Source organism: Butyrivibrio sp. M55, from assembly GCF_900116865.1.
Taxonomy (GTDB): Bacteria; Bacillota; Clostridia; order Lachnospirales; family Lachnospiraceae; genus Butyrivibrio.
Map to the genome: position 1 here is coordinate 38,759 of NZ_FPCD01000002.1, position 21,834 is coordinate 60,592.

17 protein-coding genes and 1 other annotated feature are annotated in these 21,834 nt (G+C 43.5%); all 17 genes read left to right on the forward strand.

Annotated features, from left to right (window positions below):
- The first annotated feature begins 76 nt into the window (after window positions 1–76).
- The 17 genes from BM398_RS02470 to BM398_RS02550 all read left to right on the forward strand — a co-directional run bounded on the left by BM398_RS02470 (window position 77) and on the right by BM398_RS02550 (window position 21,832).
- Complete coding sequence (locus BM398_RS02470; protein ID WP_092336289.1) at window positions 77–1,984, forward strand: hypothetical protein; 1,908 nt, start codon at window positions 77–79, stop codon at window positions 1,982–1,984.
- Complete coding sequence (locus tag BM398_RS02475; RefSeq protein WP_092336290.1) at window positions 1,977–3,032, forward strand: glycosyltransferase; 1,056 nt, start codon at window positions 1,977–1,979, stop codon at window positions 3,030–3,032. The genes BM398_RS02470 and BM398_RS02475 overlap by 8 nt, the downstream gene beginning before the upstream one ends.
- Window positions 3,033–3,167: 135 nt before the next feature.
- Complete coding sequence (gene rpmG / locus BM398_RS02480; protein ID WP_026515656.1) at window positions 3,168–3,317, forward strand: 50S ribosomal protein L33; 150 nt, start codon at window positions 3,168–3,170, stop codon at window positions 3,315–3,317.
- A 33-nt stretch (window positions 3,318–3,350) separates the two neighbouring features.
- A complete protein-coding gene (secE, locus tag BM398_RS02485) occupies window positions 3,351–3,605 on the forward strand; it encodes a preprotein translocase subunit SecE (protein ID WP_092336291.1) in 255 nt (84 codons plus the stop codon).
- 12 nt (window positions 3,606–3,617) lie between these two features.
- Complete coding sequence (nusG, locus tag BM398_RS02490; protein WP_081670765.1) at window positions 3,618–4,244, forward strand: transcription termination/antitermination protein NusG; 627 nt, start codon at window positions 3,618–3,620, stop codon at window positions 4,242–4,244.
- Window positions 4,245–4,386: 142 nt separating this feature from the next.
- Window positions 4,387–4,812, forward strand: coding sequence for a 50S ribosomal protein L11 (gene rplK / locus BM398_RS02495; protein WP_026655669.1), 426 nt, complete (start codon window positions 4,387–4,389; stop codon window positions 4,810–4,812).
- Between the two features lie 13 nt (window positions 4,813–4,825).
- Window positions 4,826–5,515, forward strand: a complete 690-nt coding sequence (gene rplA / locus BM398_RS02500; protein WP_026515652.1) for a 50S ribosomal protein L1 — start codon at window positions 4,826–4,828, stop codon at window positions 5,513–5,515.
- Window positions 5,516–5,626: 111 nt separating this feature from the next.
- Window positions 5,627–6,871 carry a CapA family protein gene (locus BM398_RS02505; protein ID WP_092336292.1) on the forward strand — a complete coding sequence of 415 codons (1,245 nt, stop codon included), beginning with the start codon at window positions 5,627–5,629 and terminating at the stop codon, window positions 6,869–6,871.
- A gap of 47 nt (window positions 6,872–6,918) precedes the next feature.
- Window positions 6,919–7,055: a sequence feature (ribosomal protein L10 leader region), on the forward strand.
- 21 nt (window positions 7,056–7,076) lie between these two features.
- Complete coding sequence (rplJ, locus tag BM398_RS02510; RefSeq protein ID WP_092336293.1) at window positions 7,077–7,655, forward strand: 50S ribosomal protein L10; 579 nt, start codon at window positions 7,077–7,079, stop codon at window positions 7,653–7,655.
- Between the two features lie 68 nt (window positions 7,656–7,723).
- Window positions 7,724–8,098, forward strand: coding sequence for a 50S ribosomal protein L7/L12 (gene rplL / locus BM398_RS02515; protein WP_092336294.1), 375 nt, complete (start codon window positions 7,724–7,726; stop codon window positions 8,096–8,098).
- Between the two features lie 280 nt (window positions 8,099–8,378).
- Window positions 8,379–12,251 (forward strand): DNA-directed RNA polymerase subunit beta, encoded by a 3,873-nt coding sequence (rpoB, locus tag BM398_RS02520; RefSeq protein ID WP_026655665.1) that lies wholly within the window; start codon window positions 8,379–8,381, stop codon window positions 12,249–12,251.
- A 53-nt stretch (window positions 12,252–12,304) separates the two neighbouring features.
- Entirely contained in the window at window positions 12,305–16,024 is a 3,720-nt protein-coding gene (rpoC, locus tag BM398_RS02525) for a DNA-directed RNA polymerase subunit beta' (RefSeq protein WP_092336560.1), read from the forward strand.
- A gap of 125 nt (window positions 16,025–16,149) precedes the next feature.
- The gene (gene rpsL / locus BM398_RS02530) at window positions 16,150–16,569 is read left to right on the forward strand and encodes a 30S ribosomal protein S12 (RefSeq protein ID WP_026515647.1); all 420 of its coding nucleotides are present in this window, start codon (window positions 16,150–16,152) and stop codon (window positions 16,567–16,569) included.
- A gap of 195 nt (window positions 16,570–16,764) precedes the next feature.
- Window positions 16,765–17,235 carry a 30S ribosomal protein S7 gene (rpsG, locus tag BM398_RS02535; protein WP_026515646.1) on the forward strand — a complete coding sequence of 157 codons (471 nt, stop codon included), beginning with the start codon at window positions 16,765–16,767 and terminating at the stop codon, window positions 17,233–17,235.
- A gap of 37 nt (window positions 17,236–17,272) precedes the next feature.
- A complete protein-coding gene (fusA, locus tag BM398_RS02540) occupies window positions 17,273–19,390 on the forward strand; it encodes an elongation factor G (protein ID WP_026667375.1) in 2,118 nt (705 codons plus the stop codon).
- Window positions 19,391–19,492: 102 nt separating this feature from the next.
- Window positions 19,493–20,683, forward strand: coding sequence for an elongation factor Tu (tuf, locus tag BM398_RS02545; RefSeq protein WP_092336295.1), 1,191 nt, complete (start codon window positions 19,493–19,495; stop codon window positions 20,681–20,683).
- 147 nt (window positions 20,684–20,830) lie between these two features.
- Complete coding sequence (locus BM398_RS02550) at window positions 20,831–21,832, forward strand: asparaginase (RefSeq protein ID WP_026655659.1); 1,002 nt, start codon at window positions 20,831–20,833, stop codon at window positions 21,830–21,832.
- Window positions 21,833–21,834: the final 2 nt, after the last annotated feature.

Below are 21,834 nucleotides of genomic sequence, written 5' to 3' on the forward strand. Positions count from 1 at the left end.
ATGGAATATTAATACTATAATAATTTTGTTTTTCTTTTTTATCTGAAAATACTAATTTGGGAATAGGAAACATAGTATGTGGACTGTCGATCTTATCGGATTCATTCTGTGCGCGGCCGCAGTAATTCTAATGGCTGCAAATTTTTCATACAGATATAAGGAGAATATGGCAAGTACGCTTCCTGTAGCATATGCGGTTCTGGGGCTTACCATGTATGTTCTTGCTATCATTGGCACGTTGCGCGGCGTGTTTGTTGCTGCTTCTCTGTATATAGTGCTGAGCGTTATTTCTTTTTTTATGGATAAAAAGAAGAATGCTGAGAGCAAAAGGCTTGCGGCGCTCGGGAAGAGTATCTTTTCTCCCGAGGTTATCGGACTTATCGTGGTCGCTGTAATAATGGGCTTTCTTACGTCGGGACTTGCTTTTTCATGGTGGGATGACATTAATTTCTGGTCGCAGGATGCCAAGCAGATATTTTATCTGAACGGATTTGCGGGGAAGTATGGCAATGTATCGCCTGAGTTTGGCGATTATCCGCCCGCGGGCTCATTGTATAAGTGTCTGTTTCTTTTCACGGGACTTGGAAAGTACAGAGAAAACCTGCAGTTTCTCGGATATTTCGTGACCAATACAATATTCATGATGCCTCTTTTCGGAGTTGTGAAGAAAGCGGCGGATAAGTTTTCGGGGGCAAAAAAGAATGCGCTTACGGTGCTTTATTTTGTGTCGATGATTCTTTTTCCCGGAATATTCAACGGAATAATCTACTACGGAACTCCTGCGGATGTGACGATGGGAATCGTGTACGGGGCGCTTCTTCTGACACTTTGGAACGGCAGATGCGGAAATGAGAATTTGAATAATGAAGAATTTTATTATATAAAGATCTTTTTGTATGCATCGGTTCTTCTTTTGACAAAATCGGTCGGAGCAGAGTGGGCGGCATTTGCATTCGTGTTCGGAATTGTTTTTGGGCAAAAGAATATGCAAAAGTACATTGCTTCCGGAGTCGCAAGTTTTATGGTCTACGGCTCATGGCTTGGATTTTGTTTCATCAACAGAAGGGTTGCCAAGTTGACCGGGGCGGGAATACGTCTTGCAACTTCCGGCGATTACGTGGCTCCTGCAAATACGATGGACAAAGCAGGCTTTTTTATGAAAGGCTTTTGGCTTCTTCCGATGCATGGAGACAGCAATCTTACGATAGATGTTTCTGCGGGCGCGATGCTGGTTTTGATGGGATTGTTTTTGGCATTTCTCTTTTATAAAAAAGCAGCGGATAAAAAAGATATTATGAAGCTTGCGATTTTTACCGCAGCTACGGCACTTTTGGCTTACGGGATCATCTTTTTGGCGCATATATCAATCTTTCAGACGGAAGATCAGTACCTTGATGCCTATGCGATGTCGCTTTCGATTGCCAGATACGGCTGTCCTTTTATGCTTGGCGGGGTGTATCTTTTGGCCGGGGTATTGTATAATGGTGCGGGTGAATTTAAAAATTCAAAGATATTTGCGCTTGCATTTCTTGTGTTTGTCTTTGTGACAGCGGACTACAAGGGATTTCTCTTTTATATAAACGGCTACAGAGATGTGGCGGAGGAAAACAGGGTTTATATAGAGGACATGATCGGTGAAAAAGGAAGACTCCTTGTGGATAACGTGACTGCTGATAAGGAACTGCAGGGCAAGAGAATTCTGGTTATGCGCGACGGACATTCTTCGTACTGGGTCCACAATGCATATATTAACAAGGAGGCATCACCTGTCGCCCTTGTCTATGACGGTTTTATGACTGAATCCGATGATACGGCATCGATCGGTGATAAACTGCTTGCAAGTCATGCTTCATATTTATACATTGAAGATGACGATGAAATCTCAAAAGATCTTTTCTTACCTCTTTTAAAAGAAGGAAGTAAGTTCGAAAGTTGCAAAATATACAAAATAATAAACAGTGGAAGGGGAGTAACTCTTGAGTAAAGGTGCTGTTCCTATTGTCATTCCGGCATATGAGCCGGGAGAAGAACTTATCAGATTGGTAAAAGAGCTTGTCGAAACAACGACAGAGCCTGTAATCGTGGTTGATGACGGCTCAGATCCCGTAAAATACGGGCACACTTTTGATGAGGTCAGAAAGCTCGGTGCTGTGACCTTGAGAAATGCCGTTAATATGGGAAAGGGAAGGGCACTCAAGGAGGCATTTAATCATTGCATCAATGAGTATGACAATCTTGTCGGTGTTGTTACCGCGGATTCCGACGGGCAGCATTCTGTAAAAGATATCTGCAAGTGCGGTGAAGTTCTGGCGGATAACATCAAGTCGCTCATTCTCGGTGTGAGAGATTTCGGAAAGCCCGGAATTCCTGCAAGAAGTGTGTTTGGAAATAAGACAACAAGCCGTGTCATGAACCTTCTTCTTGGACTTAAGATAAGCGATACGCAGACCGGACTTCGCGGAATCGGCGTGGATTTTATGAAATATCTTTTGACCGAAAAAGGGGAGCGCTTTGAGTTTGAGACAAATATGCTCATAGCCACAAAAGAAAAGGATATCAGCATAATTGAAGTTCCCGTGGATACAATATATCTTGAGGAAAATAAGTCAAGCCACTTTAATCCGCTGCTTGATTCGCTCAGGATCTATGCGGTTTTCTTTAAGTTCCTGCTTTCGTCCGTTTCATCATGCCTTCTGGACATGGTGCTTTTTGGATTTTTCTGCACGGTGCTTGTGAATGCGCCTGTGAAGATGGGTTATATCATGCTTTCTACGATATTGGCGAGAATAATCTCGGCGACATATAATTTCTTCATTAATTATGAAATTGTTTTTTCGGGAGAAAAAGAAAAATCGAAAGCCGCAATTTCTTATTTTGCGCTGGCGGTAGCAATCATGCTGCTTAGCGGATTTTTTGTCACGCTCGGACACGGTATCATGCCTATGATCCCCGAAGTGTGCATAAAGATCGCTGTGGACGGCATGCTTTTCCTTATCAGCTTCTATGTGCAGAGAGAGTTTGTCTATAAATGAAAAAATTCGTTGACGAAGGTATGCCTGTATGATATATTGAGTAGGCGACAAAAGATTTATGTCTTTTTTTTATGCTTAAAAATAAGTTATTTAAGTATTGTTTATTAAACGACTATTACGCCCGGAGGTGAGATAATGCGTACAAGAATTACATTGGCTTGCACAGAGTGCAAAAATCGTAACTATGACACAACAAAGGATAAGAAGACACATCCTGATCGTGTTGAGATGAAGAAGTATTGCCCTTTCTGCAAAGCTCATACTTTACATAAAGAGACAAAGTAATTTTCATCCTTGTATAGGAGGTAGACTGCGGGTATGGAAGAGACCAAGGTAGTAGAGAACAAGTCCAAAACTTCAAAGAAATCCGGTAAGTCATTCGTTGACAAGATCAGAGGATTTTTTGAAGGTGTAAAAGCGGAAATTGGCAAGATTATCTGGCTTACAAAAGATGATGTTGTTAAGCAGACAACCGCAGTTGTGGTTGCTTCTATTGTTTGCTGTATCTTGATAGCTGTATTGGACTATGCGTTTGAAGAAGGCATTAATCTTTTAATGTCTGTTTCTAAATAATAAGGAGATAATATGTCAGAAGAGATGGAAAAGTCTTTTGAATCTGATGAGGTATTATCAGATTCAACCGCTTCCGCAGACAATGAGGCAGCGGCTGAAACACAGAGTACTGATACGAACGAAAACGCTCATTGGTATGTTGTGCACACATATTCCGGATACGAGAAGAAGGTTAAGGATAACCTTGAGAGTGCCATCATTAACAGACATCTTGAGAATCAGATCTTTGAAGTAAGGATCCCTCTTCAGGATGTAGTTGAAGTTAAGAATGGTGTTCGCAAGAACGTTCAGAGAAAGATGTTCCCCGGCTATGTCCTCGTGAACATGGATATGAACGATGAGACTTGGTATGTAGTGCGTAACACACGTGGTGTTACCGGTTTCGTAGGTCCCGGAAGCAAGCCGGTTCCTCTTACAGATGCTGAGATTAAGCCTCTCGGAATCAAGACAGATACAGTTTCTGTTGATTTCGGTGTTGGTGATGAGATTGCAGTTGTAGCCGGAGTTTGGAAGGATACAGCGGGTGTTGTTCAGAGAATGGATTTTGGTAAGCAGACAGCTACCATTAACGTAGATCTCTTTGGACGTGAGACACCTGTAGAAATCAGTTTCGCTGAAGTAAGAAGAATTGACAGCTGATTTGTATAGCAGATCATTTATTTTTTGATATTTAAGTGCGAGAGCGCTTGGATATATAGCCCTGTTTGGGGCATGTCACTGGAGTGGGAGCATCGTTTCCAGGAGATGATGCGCCGACCACATATTTTCAGGAGGTGCCAAAATGGCAAAGAAAGTCGAAGGATACATTAAGTTACAGATCCAGGCTGGTAAAGCAACACCAGCACCACCGGTTGGACCCGCACTTGGTCAGCACGGTGTAAACATCGGTGAATTCACAAAGCAGTTTAACGCACGTACAGCAGACAAGGGTGACGTTATCATCCCTGTAGTTATCACTGTATATGCAGACAGAAGTTTCACATTCATCACAAAGACTCCACCTGCAGCAGTTCTTCTTAAGAAAGCTGCTAAGATCCAGAAGGGTTCAGGAGTTCCTAACAAGACTAAGGTTGCAACTATTTCTAAGGAAGAAGTTAGAAAGATTGCAGAGACAAAGATGCCTGACCTTAATGCTGTTGATATCGAGGCTGCTATGAGCATGATCGCTGGAACAGCACGTAGTATGGGAATCGTAGTAGAAGACTGATGGAGGATGAGAGATGAAACACGGAAAGAAATACTTAGAAGCTGCTAAGCTTATTGATAAGACACAGCAGTATGAAGCCGCTGATGCAATAGCTCTTGTTAAGAAATCAGCAACTGCTAAATTTGATGAAACTGTAGAAGTTCATATCAAGACAGGTTGTGACAGCCGTCACGCTGATCAGCAGATCAGAGGCGCTGTTGTTCTTCCTAACGGAACAGGTAAGACTGTTAAGGTTCTTGTATTTGCTAAGGGAACAAAGCTTGACGAGGCTCAGGCTGCCGGAGCAGATTTCGTTGGTGGAGAGGAACTTATTCCTAAGATCCAGAACGAAGGATGGCTTGATTTCGACGTTGTAGTTGCTACACCTGACATGATGGGTGTTGTAGGACGTCTCGGTAAGGTTCTCGGACCTAAGGGTCTCATGCCTAACCCTAAGGCAGGCACAGTTACTATGGATGTAACTAAGGCTGTTAATGATATCAAAGCCGGTAAGATCGAGTACAGACTTGATAAGGCTAACATCATTCATGTTCCTGTTGGAAAGGCTTCTTTCTCAGAGGAACAGCTTGAGCAGAACTTCAACGCACTTATGGATGCAATCGCAAAGGCTAAGCCTTCATCTGTAAAGGGTCAGTACCTCAAGAGCATCACTCTTGCAACAACAATGGGCCCTGGCGTAAAGGTTGTAGCAAACAAGTATTGATAAACATACTGAATACATTAAAGAACGAATCGAAAGATTCGTTCTTTTTATTTGACCAGAGCACTTGCTGATGTTTTGTTATCAACAATATATTGTGGTATACTCTTTGTTATGAAACAACATTTTGCTAAAAACACAAAAACTTTAAGAAATGCATCGTTCGCATTTGCGGCAACATTCCTGATTGTGGTATTTAGTGGGATTTTTGTAATCGGAATAGTTGCTTTATTCGACGGATCGTCGAGTGATTCCGAAAGTCTTCTTTCGGTGTGGGATGTTATACCCGAAGCAGGTCAGGCTAAAAATGCTGCAATTGTCGGAGATGAAAATGCAGGAAATGCTGCAGAAGTATACGAAGGCGATGAAGCATACTCGTATTCTATAAAGACAAAAGACAAGGATGCTGTGACTATCGGCTTTGCGGGAGATATTCTCTTTGACGACAATTACGCAGTCGGAGAAGCTTTCAAGAAACATGGTGATTCTGTGAGAGGTATTTTTGGAAAAAAGCTTCTTTCCGAGATGAGAAATGTTGATCTTATGCTCGTCAATAATGAGTTCCCTTATTCGTACGGCGGTGAGCCGCTTCAGGGAAAAACTTATACATTCAGGGCAAGGCCTGAGACAACAAAAGTTTTGAATGAGATGGGCGTTGATATGGTATCGCTTGCAAATAATCATGCATATGATTATGGCGAGCAGGCTCTTTTGGACTCTTTTACAGCGCTTCATGACGCGGGAGTTATCTATGGTGGAGCGGGAAAAAATATTGATGAAGCTTCGCATCCCATATATTATCTGACTGAGAATGGGATGAAGATAGCAATCATCTGTGCGACGCAGATTGAGAGGCTTTCTAATCCCGATACGAAAGGCGCAACGGAGGAGACTCCCGGAGTTTTCAGATGCCTTGATGATTCTCTTTTGCTTGACAGGATCAGAGAAGCAAGAGAGAAGAATGCATTTGTTGTCGTGTTTATACATTGGGGAACGGAGAGTACAACGGAAATAGATTATCTTCAGAGAGATCAGGCAATAGAAATTGCAGATGCTGGAGCTAATCTTATAATCGGATCTCATCCCCATATACTTCAACCGATCGACTATGTAAACGGTGTTCCTGTTGTATACAGTCTGGGAAATTACATTTTTACTTCCAAGACGCAGGACACATGCATGGTGAAGGCGACATTTCATAATGACGGAAACGTCAATCTTCAGTTTATCCCCGGAATTCAGCAGGGATGTACGGTCTTTGCGGCAAGCGGAGAGGAGAAGAGACGTATCATGGATTCGATGTGTTCTATGTCGCCCGGAATAAATATGGATGCAAAAGGTAATATCAGTCCCAAATAAGTGTTGACAATACGGCTTATCTGTGTTAAATTATATGAGGTTTTGTGTAGAAACGCAGAACTAAGCCGAAGACAGCAGGTGTTCTATTTATAGAACATAATGTTTATCAAGCGCCTGCCGAGGAAAAGTTAAAGTTTCAGACTTTTCAACTCTCGATGTCTTCGAGAGTTTTTTTTCGGGATTTATTCTAAAAGGAGGTAAAAAAATGGCAAAGGTTGAACTTAAAAAGCCTGTAGTTGAAGAGATTTCAGAGAAGATCAAAGACGCTCAGGCAGTTGTTCTTGTAGATCACCGCGGACTTACTGTTGCGCAGGATACAGAACTTCGTAAGAAGCTTCGTGAAGAAGGCGTAACTTACAAGGTTTATAAGAACACAATGATGAACTTCGCGTTCAAGGGAACAGATTTCGAGCAGCTTGGAGATCTCCTCAATGGACCTAGTGCAATGGCTGTATCTACAACAGATCCTGCAGCACCTGCACGTGTCCTTTATGATTTCGCTAAGCAGGCTAAGGCCCTTGAGATTAAGGGTGGTGTTATAGAAGGTAAATTCTATGACGCAGCAGCAATGACAGAAATCGCTGAAATCCCTTCAAAGGATGTTCTTCTTTCAAAGTTGCTTGGCTCTATGCAGTCACCTATCACAAACTTCGCTCGCGTTATCAAGCAGATCGCAGAGAAGGGTGGCGAGGAAGCTCCTGCAACAGAGGAAGCTGCTCCGGCTGAAACAGCTGAAGCACCCGCAGCTGAGGAAGCTGCAGCTGAAGCATCTGCAGCAGAGTAATCTGTGCAATGCTTCGTAAAAAACGAAACATATAATATTTATGAATAATACTATACGGAGGTATAAAAATGGCAAAGTTGTCTACAGCAGAAATTATTGATGCTATCAAAGAGTTAACAGTTCTTGAATTAAATGATCTTGTAAAGGCTTGCGAGGAAGAGTTCGGTGTATCTGCAGCAGCTGGAGTAGTAGTTGCAGCAGCAGGCGCTGGCGCAGCAGGTGCTGAAGAGAAGACTGAGTTCAACGTTGAGCTTACAGAGGTTGGAGCTAACAAGGTTAAGGTTATCAAGGTTGTTCGTGAGATCACAGGTCTTGGACTTAAGGAAGCAAAGGATCTCGTAGAGGGCGCTCCTAAGGTAATCAAGGAGAACGTTGCTAAGGCTGAGGCTGATGAGATCAAGGCTAAGGTTGAGGCTGAGGGTGCTAAGGTTACTCTTAAGTAATTTAATCTTTATGCAAATTCAAAGGCGGATTGCTACATGCAGTCCGTCTTTTCTTTGTATCGCTTGTATCGGTTAAAACCGCGTATTTATTCTTAATTTCTTTGAATTCTAAAATTTTTGAGAGCAAATATTAAATTTTGCTTGACATGAAGTTTCTATAGAAGTACAATGGATGATGCACTATTATGGTGTAGTGTGTCTTACTGTGCATTTTTATACTGTCTTGCAGGTAAGAGTCTTTATCAATATCAAAAAAACTTAAAGAACGGGGTGAATGTCAATGGAAAAAAACAGATTACATCCTACCGGCTCTGGTAAGAACATCCGAATGAGCTTCCAGCGCCAGAAGGAAGTCCTGGAGATGCCGAACCTGATTGAAGTTCAGAAGAATTCCTATCAGTGGTTTCTCGACGAAGGCTTGAAAGAAGTCTTTGACGATATCTCTCCTATTGAGGACTACAGTGGCAAACTCAGTCTGGAATTTGTTGATTTCAAGCTTTGTGAGGATGAGATTGACAAAAATAAGAATACGATTGAGAAGTGCAAGGAGAGAGATGCAACATTTGCTGCACCTTTAAAGGTAAAGGTTCGCCTTCACAACAAGGAAAAGAACGAATTTACGGAACATGAAATATTTATGGGCGACCTTCCTCTTATGACTGCGACGGGCACGTTCGTTATCAACGGAGCCGAGCGAGTTATAGTCAGTCAGTTGGTACGTTCCCCCGGTATCTACTACGATATCACATACGATAAGGTTGGAAAGGAACTTATAGCATGCACTGTTATTCCTAACAGAGGTGCATGGCTTGAGTATGAAACAGACTCCAACGACGTATTCTACGCAAGAGTTGACAGAACCAGAAAGGTTCCCGTAACAGTTCTTATCAGAGCTCTCGGAATAGGTACAAATGAAGAAATTCTCGAACTCTTTGGCGATGAGCCCAAGATTCAGGGAAGCTTTTCTAAGGACGCTTCATCAGATTATCAGAGCGGCCTTCTTGAACTGTACAGAAAAATCCGTCCCGGCGAGCCTCTTTCAGTAGAGAGTGCAGAGAGTCTTATCAATGCAATGTTCTTCGATTCAAGAAGATATGACCTTGCTAAGGTAGGAAGATATAAGTTTAATAAGAAACTTCATTTCAAGAACAGAATTAATGGTCATGTGCTTGCACAGGACGTAGTTGACGAGCTTACAGGTGAGATGATCGCATCTGCAGGTACTAAGGTTGACCGCGCACTTGCAACAGAGATCCAGAACTGTGCTATTCCTTATGTATACCTTCAGGAGGAAGAGCGCAATGTTAAGGTTCTTTCAAATATGATGGTTGATATTACACACTTCATTGAGTGCGATCCCGCTGAACTCGGAATCAATGAGGATGTTTATTATCCTGTTCTTAAAGAAATTCTTGATGAGTATACAGCAAAGAACGATCCCGAGGGTCTTGCTGAGACAATCAAGAAGCGTGTGCATGAGCTTGTTCCCAAGCACATCACAAGAGAAGACATCATTGCTTCTATTAACTACAACATCAACCTTGAATACGGTATCGGTAATGACGATGATATCGATCACTTGGGCAACAGACGTATCCGCTGCGTAGGTGAGCTTCTTCAGAATCAGTATCGTATCGGTCTTTCAAGACTTGAGAGAGTTGTTCGTGAGAGAATGACAACTCATGATACAGAGGAAGTTTCTCCTCAGATCCTTATCAACATTAAACCTGTACAGGCTGCTGTTAAGGAATTCTTTGGTTCATCACAGCTTTCACAGTTCATGGACCAGAACAACCCTCTTGGTGAGCTTACTCACAAGAGACGTCTTTCAGCTTTGGGACCCGGTGGTCTTTCAAGAGACAGAGCCGGATTCGAGGTTCGAGACGTACACTATACACACTATGGACGTATGTGCCCTATCGAGACACCTGAAGGACCTAACATCGGTCTTATCAACTCACTCGCAAGTTATGCAAGAGTTAATGATTATGGTTTCGTTGAGGCTCCATACCGTAAGGTAGACCAGTCAGACCCTGAAAATCCCAGAGTTACTGACGAGGTTGAGTACCTTACAGCAGATGAAGAAGATAATTATCATGTAGCTCAGGCTAATACACCTCTTGACGAGAACGGATACTTTAAGAACAACACAGTTTCCGGTCGTTACAGAGAGGAGACATCAGCATATCCTAAGACTGCATTTGAGTACATGGACGTGTCTCCGAGAATGGTATTCTCAGTAGCTACAGCACTTATTCCTTTCCTTGAGAACGACGATGCTAACCGTGCCCTCATGGGATCAAACATGCAGCGTCAGGCGGTGCCGCTTCTTACAACAGAAGCTCCTGCAGTAGGAACAGGAATGGAGCGCAAGGCAGCTGTTGACTCAGGTGTCTGCGTAGTCGCAAGAAAAGCCGGAACTGTTGATTTTGTTGACAGTAAGCTTATTCAGATGACATATGATGATGGAGAAAAAGAAGAATTCCATCTTATTAAGTTCCAGAGATCTAACCAGAGTAACTGCTACAACCAGAGACCTATCGTATTTAAGGGCGACCATGTTGAAGCAGGACAGGTTATTGCCGATGGTCCTTCAACTTCACAGGGAGAACTCGGACTCGGTAAGAACCCTCTTATCGGTTTCATGACTTGGGAAGGTTATAACTACGAGGATGCTGTACTTCTTTCAGAGAGACTTGTACGTGACGATGTATTCACATCTGTACATATCGAAGAATATGAAGCAGAAGCTCGTGAGACCAAGCTCGGACCTGAAGAGATCACAAGAGACGTTCCCGGTGTCGGTGATGACGCACTTAAGGATCTTGATGATCGCGGAATTATCCGTATCGGTGCTGAGGTCCGTGCAGGTGATATTCTTGTAGGTAAGGTTACTCCTAAGGGAGAAACAGAGCTTACAGCTGAAGAGAGACTCCTTAGAGCAATCTTTGGTGAGAAGGCAAGAGAAGTAAGAGATACATCTCTTAAGGTTCCTCACGGTGAGTACGGAATCATCGTTGATGCGAAGGTATTTACAAGAGAGAACGGAGACGAGCTTTCACCCGGTGTTAACCAGGCAGTTCGTATCTATATAGCACAAAAGAGAAAGATTTCCGTAGGTGATAAGATGGCCGGACGTCACGGTAACAAGGGTGTCGTTTCCCGCGTACTTCCTATCGAGGATATGCCTTATCTTCCTAACGGCAGACCTCTTGACATCGTGCTTAACCCTCTCGGCGTTCCTTCCCGTATGAATATCGGACAGGTCCTCGAGATTCACCTTTCACTTGCTGCTAAGGCACTTGGATTTAACATCGCAACACCTATTTTCGACGGTGCTAACGAGATAGATATTCAGAATACTCTTGAGATGGCTAACGATTACGTTAACAGCTCATGGGAAGACTTTGAAGCTAAGTACAAAGATATTGTTGTTCCTGAGATCATGGATTACTTATATGAGAACAGAGATCACAGAGAGCTTTGGAAGGGTGTTCCGATCAGATCGGACGGAAAAGTTCAGCTTCGTGACGGTAGAACAGGTCAGAAGTTCGACAGCCCGACAACAATCGGACACATGCATTACCTTAAGCTCCATCACCTGGTTGACGATAAGATCCATGCTCGTTCAACAGGTCCTTACTCACTTGTTACACAGCAGCCTCTGGGTGGTAAAGCTCAGTTCGGTGGACAGCGTTTCGGTGAGATGGAAGTTTGGGCGCTGGAAGCATACGGTGCTGCATACACATTGCAGGAGATTCTTACAGTTAAGTCTGATGATGTTGTAGGACGTGTTAAGACATATGAAGCTATTATCAAGGGTGACAATATTCCTGAACCAGGAGTACCTGAGTCATTCAAGGTTCTCTTGAAGGAGCTTCAGTCACTCGGACTTGACATCAAAGTTCTTCGCGAAGACAACACAGAAGTTGAAATCAAAGAGAGCGTTGATTATACAGATTCTGATTATCGCACAGAGATCGAAGGCGATAACGCAGGTCGTGACTATGGACAGGAATCATTTGAGGCAAACGGATATACACAGCAGCGTTTCGATGAAAGTGGTGAACTTGTATCGGAAGTTGAGGATTCCGGAAACTTTGATTCAGATGACAGTTTTGATGATTTTGGCGATGCATCTGATGACGAGTGATTTGCAGTAACTAACAAAGCAAAGAAAAGAGGTTACGAATGTCTGATTCAACAATGAATAAAGCAATAAATGAGGCTTCAAGTGGAAGAACAACCCAGCAGCAGACCTATCAGCCGATGACTTTCGACTCAATCAAGATCGGTCTTGCTTCTCCTGAGAAGATCAGAAGCTGGGCACATAGAATTGATAACGATCCCAAGAGCGGAGAAGTTACCAAGCCTGAAACAATTAACTACAGAACATTAAAGCCTGAAAGAGACGGTCTGTTCTGTGAAAGAATTTTTGGACCTACCAAGGACTGGGAATGTCACTGCGGTAAGTACAAGAAGATTAGATATAAGGGTGTTGTCTGCGACCGTTGTGGCGTAGAGATCACAAAGAGCAGTGTACGTCGTGAAAGAATGGGATACATCGAGCTTGCAGCTCCTGTATCACATATCTGGTACTTCAAGGGTATCCCCAGCAGAATGGGACTTATCCTTGATCTTTCACCCCGTGTACTTGAGAAGGTATTGTACTTTGCTTCTTACATAGTGCTTGATCCCGGTGAGACAACACTTGAGTACAAGCAGGTACTTTCAGAGAAAGAATATCAGGATGCGAGAGAGGAGTGGGGCCCTAAGTTCCGTGCAGGAATGGGTGCCGAGGCTATAAAAGAGCTTCTCCTTGATATCGATCTTGAAAAAGAGTATCAGGAGCTTAAGGAAGGTCTTGATACTTCCAGCGGACAGAAGAGAACAAGAATCATCAAGCGTCTCGAGGTTGTAGAAGCCTTCAGAGAGTCAGGAAACCTTCCTGCATGGATGATCATGGATTGCATTCCTGTAATTCCTCCGGATCTTCGTCCTATGGTACAGCTTGACGGTGGACGTTTTGCTACATCAGATCTTAACGATCTTTACAGAAGAATTATTAACAGAAACAACAGACTTAAGAGACTTCTTGATCTCGGTGCACCTGATATCATCGTTCGCAACGAGAAGAGAATGCTTCAGGAAGCTGTTGATGCCCTCATCGATAACGGAAGAAGAGGAAGACCTGTTACAGGCCCCGGAAACAGAGCACTTAAGTCACTTTCAGATATGCTTAAGGGTAAGTCCGGAAGATTCCGTCAGAACCTCCTCGGTAAGCGTGTTGACTATTCAGGACGTTCTGTTATCGTAGTAGGACCCGAACTTAAGATTTACCAGTGTGGACTTCCTAAGGAAATGGCTATCGAGCTTTTCAAGCCTTTCGTTATGAAGGAACTTGTTTCCAGAGGAATTTCACAGAACATAAAGAATGCCAAGAAGCTTGTTGAGAGACTTGATGAGCAGGTATGGGATGTACTTGAGGATGTTATCAAAGAGCACCCTGTTATGCTTAACCGTGCTCCCACACTTCACAGACTTGGTATTCAGGCTTTCGAGCCTATCCTTGTAGAAGGTAAGGCTATTAAGCTTCATCCCCTTGTATGTACACCTTTCAACGCCGACTTCGACGGTGACCAGATGGCTGTACACCTTCCTCTTTCAGTAGAGGCACAGGCTGAGTGTAGATTCCTTATGCTCTCACCTAATAACTTGCTTAAGCCTTCAGATGGTGGCCCTGTAAACGTTCCTACACAGGATATGGTACTTGGTATCTACTATCTTACACAGGAAAGACCCGGTGCTATGGGTGAAGGCAAGTTCTTTAAGAGCGTAGACGAAGCTATCCTTGCTTATGAGAACGGATACTGCACATTGCAGACCAGAATTAAGATCAGGATGGAGAGAAATAAGCCTGACGGAACAGTTGAGAGCGGAATCGTAGAGTCAACTCTCGGAAGATTCCTCTTCAATGAGATCATTCCTCAGGATCTTGGATTTGTAGACAGAAGCAATCCTGAGAATGCATTTAAGCTTGAAGTAGACTTCATGGTTGGTAAGAAGCAGCTTAAGCAGATTGTTACCGCTATGATCAATACACACGGAACATTCGCAACAGCAGAGGTTCTTGATAATATCAAGGCTACAGGTTATCACTACTCAACAAGAGCAGCTATGACCGTTTCAATCGCTGATATGACAGTGCCTCCGCAGAAGCAGCAGATGCTTGATGAAGCACAGGCTACAGTTGATAAGATCGCAGCAAACTATCGTCGTGGTCTCATCACTGACGAAGAGCGTTATCGTGCAGTTGTTGATACTTGGATGGAGACCGATAAGGAACTTACAGATGTGCTTCTTGCAGGTCTTGATAAGTACAACAACATTTACATGATGGCTGACTCTGGTGCCCGTGGTAGTAACCAGCAGATCAAGCAGCTCGCAGGTATGCGTGGACTTATGGCTGATACAACAGGTCGTACCATCGAGCTTCCTATCAAGTCAAACTTCCGTGAAGGTCTTGACGTTTTGGAATACTTTATGTCAGCTCACGGTGCTCGTAAGGGTCTGTCAGATACAGCTCTTAGAACAGCCGATTCAGGATACCTTACACGTCGAATGGTTGACGTATCACAGGAACTTATTATTCGTGACATTGACTGCTGTGCCGATAAGGATGTTATCCCCGGAATGACAGTTAAGGCATTCATGGATGGTAAGGAAACAATTGAGCCTTTGAAGGACAGAATCACAGGAAGATATTCATGTGAGACTATCAAGGACAAGGACGGAAACGTAATCGTTAAGAAGAATCATATGATTACTCCTTCCCGTGCCGCTAAGATCCTTTCAGTAGGCGTTAATGCTAAGGGACAGCCTGTTGAGGCAGTTAAGATTCGTACAATCCTTACTTGCCGTTCACACAACGGAATCTGTGCTAAGTGCTACGGTGCTAACATGGCAACAGGTGAGGCAGTACAGGTCGGTGAGGCAGTTGGTATCATAGCTGCTCAGTCAATCGGTGAGCCCGGTACACAGCTTACCATGAGAACATTCCATACAGGTGGTGTTGCCGGTGGCGATATCACACAGGGTCTTCCCCGTGTAGAGGAGTTGTTCGAGGCAAGAAAGCCTAAGGGACTTGCAATCATCTCAGAACTTGACGGAAGAGCTGAGATCAGAGATACAAAGAAGAAGCGTGAAGTTATCGTAACAAATGATGAGACCGGCGAGTCAAAAGCTTACCTCATCCCTTACGGATCACGTATCAAGGTTCAGGACGGAACAACAATTGAAGCCGGTGATGAACTTACAGAAGGTTCAGTTAACCCTCACGATCTTCTTAAGATCAAGGGAATCCGTGCAGTACAGGATTACCTCTTAAGAGAAGTTCAGAGAGTTTACCGCTTACAGGGTGTTGATATCTGCGATAAGCATATCGAGGTTATCGTTCGTCAGATGCTCAAGAAGGTAAGAATCGACGAGAGCGGAGATACAGATTTCCTTCCCGGAACACTTGTAGATGTGCTTGACTTTGAGGACAGCAATGAAGCACTTATATCTGAAGGAAAGAGACCTGCAGAGGGCAAGCAGGTAATACTTGGTATTACTAAGGCAGCTCTTGCAACAAACTCATTCTTGTCAGCTGCTTCCTTCCAGGAAACAACCAAGGTTCTTACAGATGCTGCTATCAAAGGAAAGGTTGATCCACTTATCGGACTTAAAGAGAACGTTATTATCGGTAAGTTGATCCCTGCAGGTACAGGTATGAAGAGATACAGAAATACTCCTCTTAATACCGACGCAAACTTTGCAGATGCTGAGAAGCTCATTCTTAAGAAAAAGAAGAGAGATTTAGATGACGAAGTAATTGTCAATGATGATGATTTCGACGAGGAAGTTTCTGTATCTGAAGACGAATAATAAAAAAGTTGACATTATTTTGATTTATACTTATACTTTATAATTGCGTGTACTTTCAAAGGGGTGATTTTTTACCCCTTTGTTGTGTGCATATATGTTTTACATCAAAACAGGAGGTGAAAGGAATGCCAACATTTAACCAGTTAGTTAGAAAGGGTCGTCAGACATCTGTTAAGAAGTCTACAGCACCTGCGTTGCAGAAGGGTTTTAACTCTCTTCATAAGAAAGCAACTGCAACAGCTTCTCCTCAGAAGCGTGGTGTTTGCACAGCAGTTAAGACAGCAACCCCTAAGAAGCCTAACTCTGCTCTGAGAAAAATCGCCAGAGTACGTCTTTCTAACGGTATCGAGGTAACAAGCTACATTCCCGGAGAAGGTCACAACCTTCAGGAGCATAGCGTAGTTCTCATCCGTGGTGGAAGAGTTAAGGATCTGCCTGGTACAAGGTATCACATCATCAGAGGTACTCTTGATACTGCAGGCGTAGCCGACAGAAAACAGGCTCGTTCTAAGTATGGCGCTAAGAGACCTAAGGCTGCCAAGTAATTTATTAATTGATCTAATTTTTTAAGTGTTGGGATTCTATTCTGTATAGATATAGTAGTAACACGCCTGTATTACGGGCAGTATTATTGTTCTAAAGTTAGAAAACCGCACGTACACTAAATTAGTGAGTACCGATGATTTATAGTAAGCAGTGAAGATATTTCTTCACTAGCGATTCTAAAGGAGGGAAGAACCGTGCCGCGTAAAGGACATATTGTAAAACGTGACGTATTAGCAGATCCTTTATACGATAACAAGGTTGTTACTAAGCTTGTTAATCAGGTAATGCTTGATGGTAAAAAGGGTGTTGCTCAGAAGATCGTATATGGTGCATTTGCACAGGTAGAAGAGAAGGGTGGAAAGCCCGCTCTTGAAATTTTCGAGGGAGCAATGAATAACATCATGCCCGCACTCGAGGTTAAGGCTAGACGTATTGGTGGTGCTACTTACCAGGTTCCTATCGAGGTTAGACCCGATAGACGTCAGGCGCTTGCACTTCGTTGGCTTGTCACATTTTCACGTGCAAGAGGCGAGAAGACTATGGTTGACAGACTCGCTTCAGAGATTATGGATGCATACAATAACACTGGTGCAGCTGTAAAGAGAAAAGAAGACATGCACAAGATGGCAGAAGCAAACAAGGCATTCTCACATTACAGATTCTAATCTGGTGAGATTTCAGATTTTTTAGGAGGAAGAACCTTTGGCTGATAGACAATACCCATTGGAGAGAACCAGGAACATCGGTATCATGGCGCATATCGACGCAGGTAAGACTACACTTACAGAGCGTATTCTTTACTATACCGGTGTAAATTATAAGATTGGTGAGACCTATGAAGGTACTGCTACCATGGACTGGATGGAACAGGAGCAGGAGAGAGGTATCACTATCACATCCGCAGCTACAACATGCCACTGGACACTTCAGGAAAACGGAAAGACTAAGCCCGGTGCTCTTGAGCATCGTATCAATATCATTGATACTCCCGGTCACGTAGACTTTACCGTTGAGGTTGAGCGTTCACTTAGAGTACTTGATGGCGCTGTAGGCGTATTCAGTGCTAAGGAAGGCGTTGAGCCTCAGTCTGAAAATGTTTGGCGTCAGGCTGATGGATTTAATGTTCCACGTATGGCATTCATCAACAAGATGGATATCATCGGAGCAGACTATTACGGAGCTGTAGAGCAGATTCGTAACAGACTTAAGAAAAATGCTATTATGATCGAAATCCCTATCGGAGCTGAGGATCAGTTCCAGGGTGTTATCGACCTTTTCGAGATGCAGGCATACATCTACAATGATGATAAGGGTGAGGATATCACAATCGGTGAGATTCCTGCAGACCTTAAGGATGATGCTGAGCTTTATCACAGCGAACTCGTTGAGAAGATCTGTGATCTTGATGAGGATCTTATGATGGAATACCTTGAGGGTAACGAGCCTTCTAAGGAAGCTCTTAAGGCTGCACTTCGTAAGGCAACTTGCGAATGTAAGGCTTTCCCTGTATGCTGCGGATCAGCACACAGAAACAGAGGTATTCAGAAACTTATTGACGCAGTTATCGAATTCATGCCTTCACCTGTTGATATCCCTGCTTGTAAGGGTACAGACATGGATGGCAATGAAGTTGAGATTGAGTCAACAGACGATGGCCCGTTTGCAGCTCTTGCATTCAAGATTGTCAGCGATCCTTTCGTAGGAAAGCTTGCATTCTTCCGTGTATATCGTGGTACTGCAAACTCAGGTTCATACGTACTTAACAGCTCAAAAGATAATAAGGAACGTCTTGGACGTATTCTTCAGATGCACGCTAACAAGAGATCTGACCTTGATAAGGTATTCTCAGGTGATATCGCTGCAGCAGTTGGTCTTAAGAACACTGTAACAGGTGATACACTTTGCGATGAGAAGAATCCTGTTATCCTTGAGTCTATGGAATTCCCTGATCCCGTTATCGAGCTTGCTATCGAGCCTAAGACTAAGGCCGGTCAGCAGAAGCTTGATGAGGCTCTTCAGAAGCTTGCTGAAGAAGATCCTACATTCAGAGCTCATACAAACTCTGAGACAGGTCAGACAATTATTGCCGGAATGGGTGAGCTTCATCTTGATATCATCGTAGACAGACTTCTTCGTGAGTACAAAGTTGAGGCTAACGTTGGTGCACCTCAGGTTGCTTACAGAGAGGCTCTTACAAAGGCTGTTGATATCGAGTCTAAGTATGCTAAGCAGTCCGGTGGACGTGGTCAGTACGGACACTGTAAAGTTCGTTTCGAGCCCATGGATGCCAACGGAGATAACCTTTACCAGTTTGATAGCGAAGTTGTCGGTGGTGCTATTCCTAAGGAATTCATCCAGCCTATCAGCGAAGGTATCGAAGAGGCTATGAAGGCCGGAACACTTGGTGGATATCCTGTTGTAGGTGTACATGCTACTGTATACGACGGATCATATCACGAAGTCGATTCATCAGAAATGGCATTCCATATTGCCGGATCAATGGCGTTCAAGGATGCTATGGCTAAGGGATCACCTGTACTTCTTGAGCCTATCATGAAGGTTGAAGTTACAATGCCTGAAGAGTACATGGGAGATGTTATCGGTGACGTTAACTCTCGTCGTGGACGTGTAGAAGGAATGGATGATCTTGGCGGCGGAAAGATCGTAAGAGCTTATGTTCCTCTTGCTGAGATGTTCGGATACGCTACAGATCTTCGTTCAAGAACACAGGGTCGTGGTAACTACTCAATGTTCTTTGAAAAATATGAGCCCGTTCCTAAGAACGTTCAGGAGAAAGTTCTTTCGAATAAGGGAAAATAAATATTGATTAAACGCTAAAGTTTGGCTATAATCGATATAGTATGTGAAATTATGTATGTAAATGTTACTCTTAACATTTAACCTTAAGGAGGATATTTAGAAATGGCAAAAGCTAAATTTGACAGAAGCAAACCGCACGTTAACATTGGAACAATCGGACACGTTGACCATGGTAAGACAACACTTACAGCTGCAATCACAGCAGTACTTGCTGATAGAGGATTCAGCCCTGCAGTAGCATTCGATCAGATCGATAAGGCTCCTGAAGAGAAAGAGCGTGGAATCACAATCAACTCAGCTCACATCGAGTATGAGACAGAGAAGAGACACTATGCTCACGTTGACTGCCCTGGCCACGCTGACTATGTAAAGAACATGATCACTGGTGCAGCTCAGATGGATGGATCAATCCTCGTTGTTGCTGCTACTGATGGTGTTATGGCTCAGACAAAGGAGCACGTTCTTCTTGCTCGTCAGGTAGGTGTTCCTTACATCATCGTATTCATGAACAAGTGCGATATGGTTGATGATGAAGAGCTCCTTGACCTCGTAGAGATGGAGATCAGAGACCTTCTTACAGAGTATGAGTTCCCTGGAGATGATACACCTATCATCCGTGGATCAGCTCTTAAGGCTCTTGAGGATCCTAAGTGCGAGTGGGGCGACAAGATCATCGAGCTCATGAACACAGTTGATGAGTATATCCCTGAACCTACTCGTGAGACAGATAAGCCTTTCCTTATGCCTGTTGAGGACGTATTCACAATCACAGGACGTGGAACAGTTGCTACTGGTAGAGTAGAGAGAGGTGCCCTTAACCTCAACGACGAAATCGAAATCGTTGGTATCAAGGAAGAGACATCTAAGTCTGTTGTAACAGGTATCGAGATGTTCCGTAAGACAATGGATTACTGCGAAGCTGGTGACAACGTTGGTCTTCTTCTCCGTGGTGTTGACCGTGATGGAATCCAGAGAGGTCAGGTTATCACAAAGCCCGGCACAGTAACTTGCCACACAAAGTTCACTGCTGAGGTTTACGTTCTTACAAAGGACGAGGGTGGCCGTCATACACCTTTCTTCACAAACTACAGACCTCAGTTCTACTTCAGAACAACTGACGTTACAGGTGTCTGCAACCTTCCCGATGGTGTTGAGATGTGCATGCCTGGTGACCACGTAACAATGTCAATCGAGCTTATTCACCCTATCGCTATGGAGCAGGGTCTTAAGTTCGCTATCAGAGAAGGTGGACGTACAGTTGGATCAGGTAAGGTTGCTACAATCGTTGAGTAATTCTTATCGGATTGCATAAACACTGATTTTATAAAGAGCTTGGAAAGTGCTTGCACTTTTCCAAGCTCTTTTTTATTCTTACATAGGAGGATTCCATCAGCGAATCCACAACTTTTGAAATTGAAGTAGAAATAAAAGGAAAGAACAATGAGTAAGAGAATACTTATAATCAACACAGGCGGAACATTATCTTCGGTTATGAAGAAGAACGGCCTTATACCGGGATTGTCAATCTATGATATGCAGAAAGAGCTGAAGATGGTTTCGGGGGATACAGATATAGAGATAGAAGATTTCTGCTCTTTGGACAGTGCAAATATTTTTCCGGATGACTGGTCGGCGCTTGCGCAGCGCATCAGCGAATGCAGGAATGACTATGACGGAATAGTTGTGATACATGGAACAGATACGCTTGCATATACGTCTTCGATGCTTTCTTTTATGCTGAGAAACATCGCAATTCCTGTTGTTATCACGGGATCGCAGTTATCGATAACAAATCCCGTCGCAGATGCCATGGAGAACTGCAGATGTGCGATACATATGGCGGCAAGCAATATTCCCGGAGTATTTGTTGCATTCAACAGAAAAGTCATGCTCGGATGCAGGGCGTCTAAAGTAAGGGCGCTTAGTTTTGATGCTTTTGAGAGTATCAATTACCCCAATATCGCGACGATAAGCTCTCTCGGAATGAAGATTGATACTTCAGCCGTGCCTGAAAGGACAGGTATTTTCACTCTTTCAAACAACTACTCTGATAAAGTATGCATGGTTAAGATGTTTCCCGGCATGCACAGAAGCTTTATAGAATCAATTGCCGACCAGGGATATAAAGGGCTATATATTGAAGGCTACGGAATCGGAGGAATGCCGTTCTTAAAGCATGACTTCATAGGAACGCTTGATAAGCTCATTTCAGGCGGAATGGCGGTTGTTGTAGGTACGCAGTGCAGATATGAAGGCACCAAGATGGATGTCTATGAGACGGGCAAAAGAACTCTTGCTATCGGAGCGATGGAAGCCCATGATATGACTGCAGAGGCGGCGCTTACAAAGCTCATGTGGATACTTGGAATAACGGATAATCTCTCGGAAATACGTGATTATTATTCAATAAACATGATCGGGGAAATGACTGTAAGAAAATGATA

Coding starts and splice junctions, on each gene's coding strand:
- rpoC (WP_092336560.1), top strand. CDS start 12,305: ATGAATAAAGCAATAAATGAGGCTTCAAGTGGAAGAACAACCCAGCAG.
- rplL (WP_092336294.1), top strand. CDS start 7,724: ATGGCAAAGTTGTCTACAGCAGAAATTATTGATGCTATCAAAGAGTTA.
- BM398_RS02470 (WP_092336289.1), top strand. CDS start 77: ATGTGGACTGTCGATCTTATCGGATTCATTCTGTGCGCGGCCGCAGTA.
- BM398_RS02550 (WP_026655659.1), top strand. CDS start 20,831: ATGAGTAAGAGAATACTTATAATCAACACAGGCGGAACATTATCTTCG.
- nusG (WP_081670765.1), top strand. CDS start 3,618: ATGTCAGAAGAGATGGAAAAGTCTTTTGAATCTGATGAGGTATTATCA.
- rplK (WP_026655669.1), top strand. CDS start 4,387: ATGGCAAAGAAAGTCGAAGGATACATTAAGTTACAGATCCAGGCTGGT.
- rplJ (WP_092336293.1), top strand. CDS start 7,077: ATGGCAAAGGTTGAACTTAAAAAGCCTGTAGTTGAAGAGATTTCAGAG.
- BM398_RS02505 (WP_092336292.1), top strand. CDS start 5,627: ATGAAACAACATTTTGCTAAAAACACAAAAACTTTAAGAAATGCATCG.
- rplA (WP_026515652.1), top strand. CDS start 4,826: ATGAAACACGGAAAGAAATACTTAGAAGCTGCTAAGCTTATTGATAAG.
- secE (WP_092336291.1), top strand. CDS start 3,351: ATGGAAGAGACCAAGGTAGTAGAGAACAAGTCCAAAACTTCAAAGAAA.
- rpsL (WP_026515647.1), top strand. CDS start 16,150: ATGCCAACATTTAACCAGTTAGTTAGAAAGGGTCGTCAGACATCTGTT.
- tuf (WP_092336295.1), top strand. CDS start 19,493: ATGGCAAAAGCTAAATTTGACAGAAGCAAACCGCACGTTAACATTGGA.
- rpoB (WP_026655665.1), top strand. CDS start 8,379: ATGGAAAAAAACAGATTACATCCTACCGGCTCTGGTAAGAACATCCGA.
- rpmG (WP_026515656.1), top strand. CDS start 3,168: ATGCGTACAAGAATTACATTGGCTTGCACAGAGTGCAAAAATCGTAAC.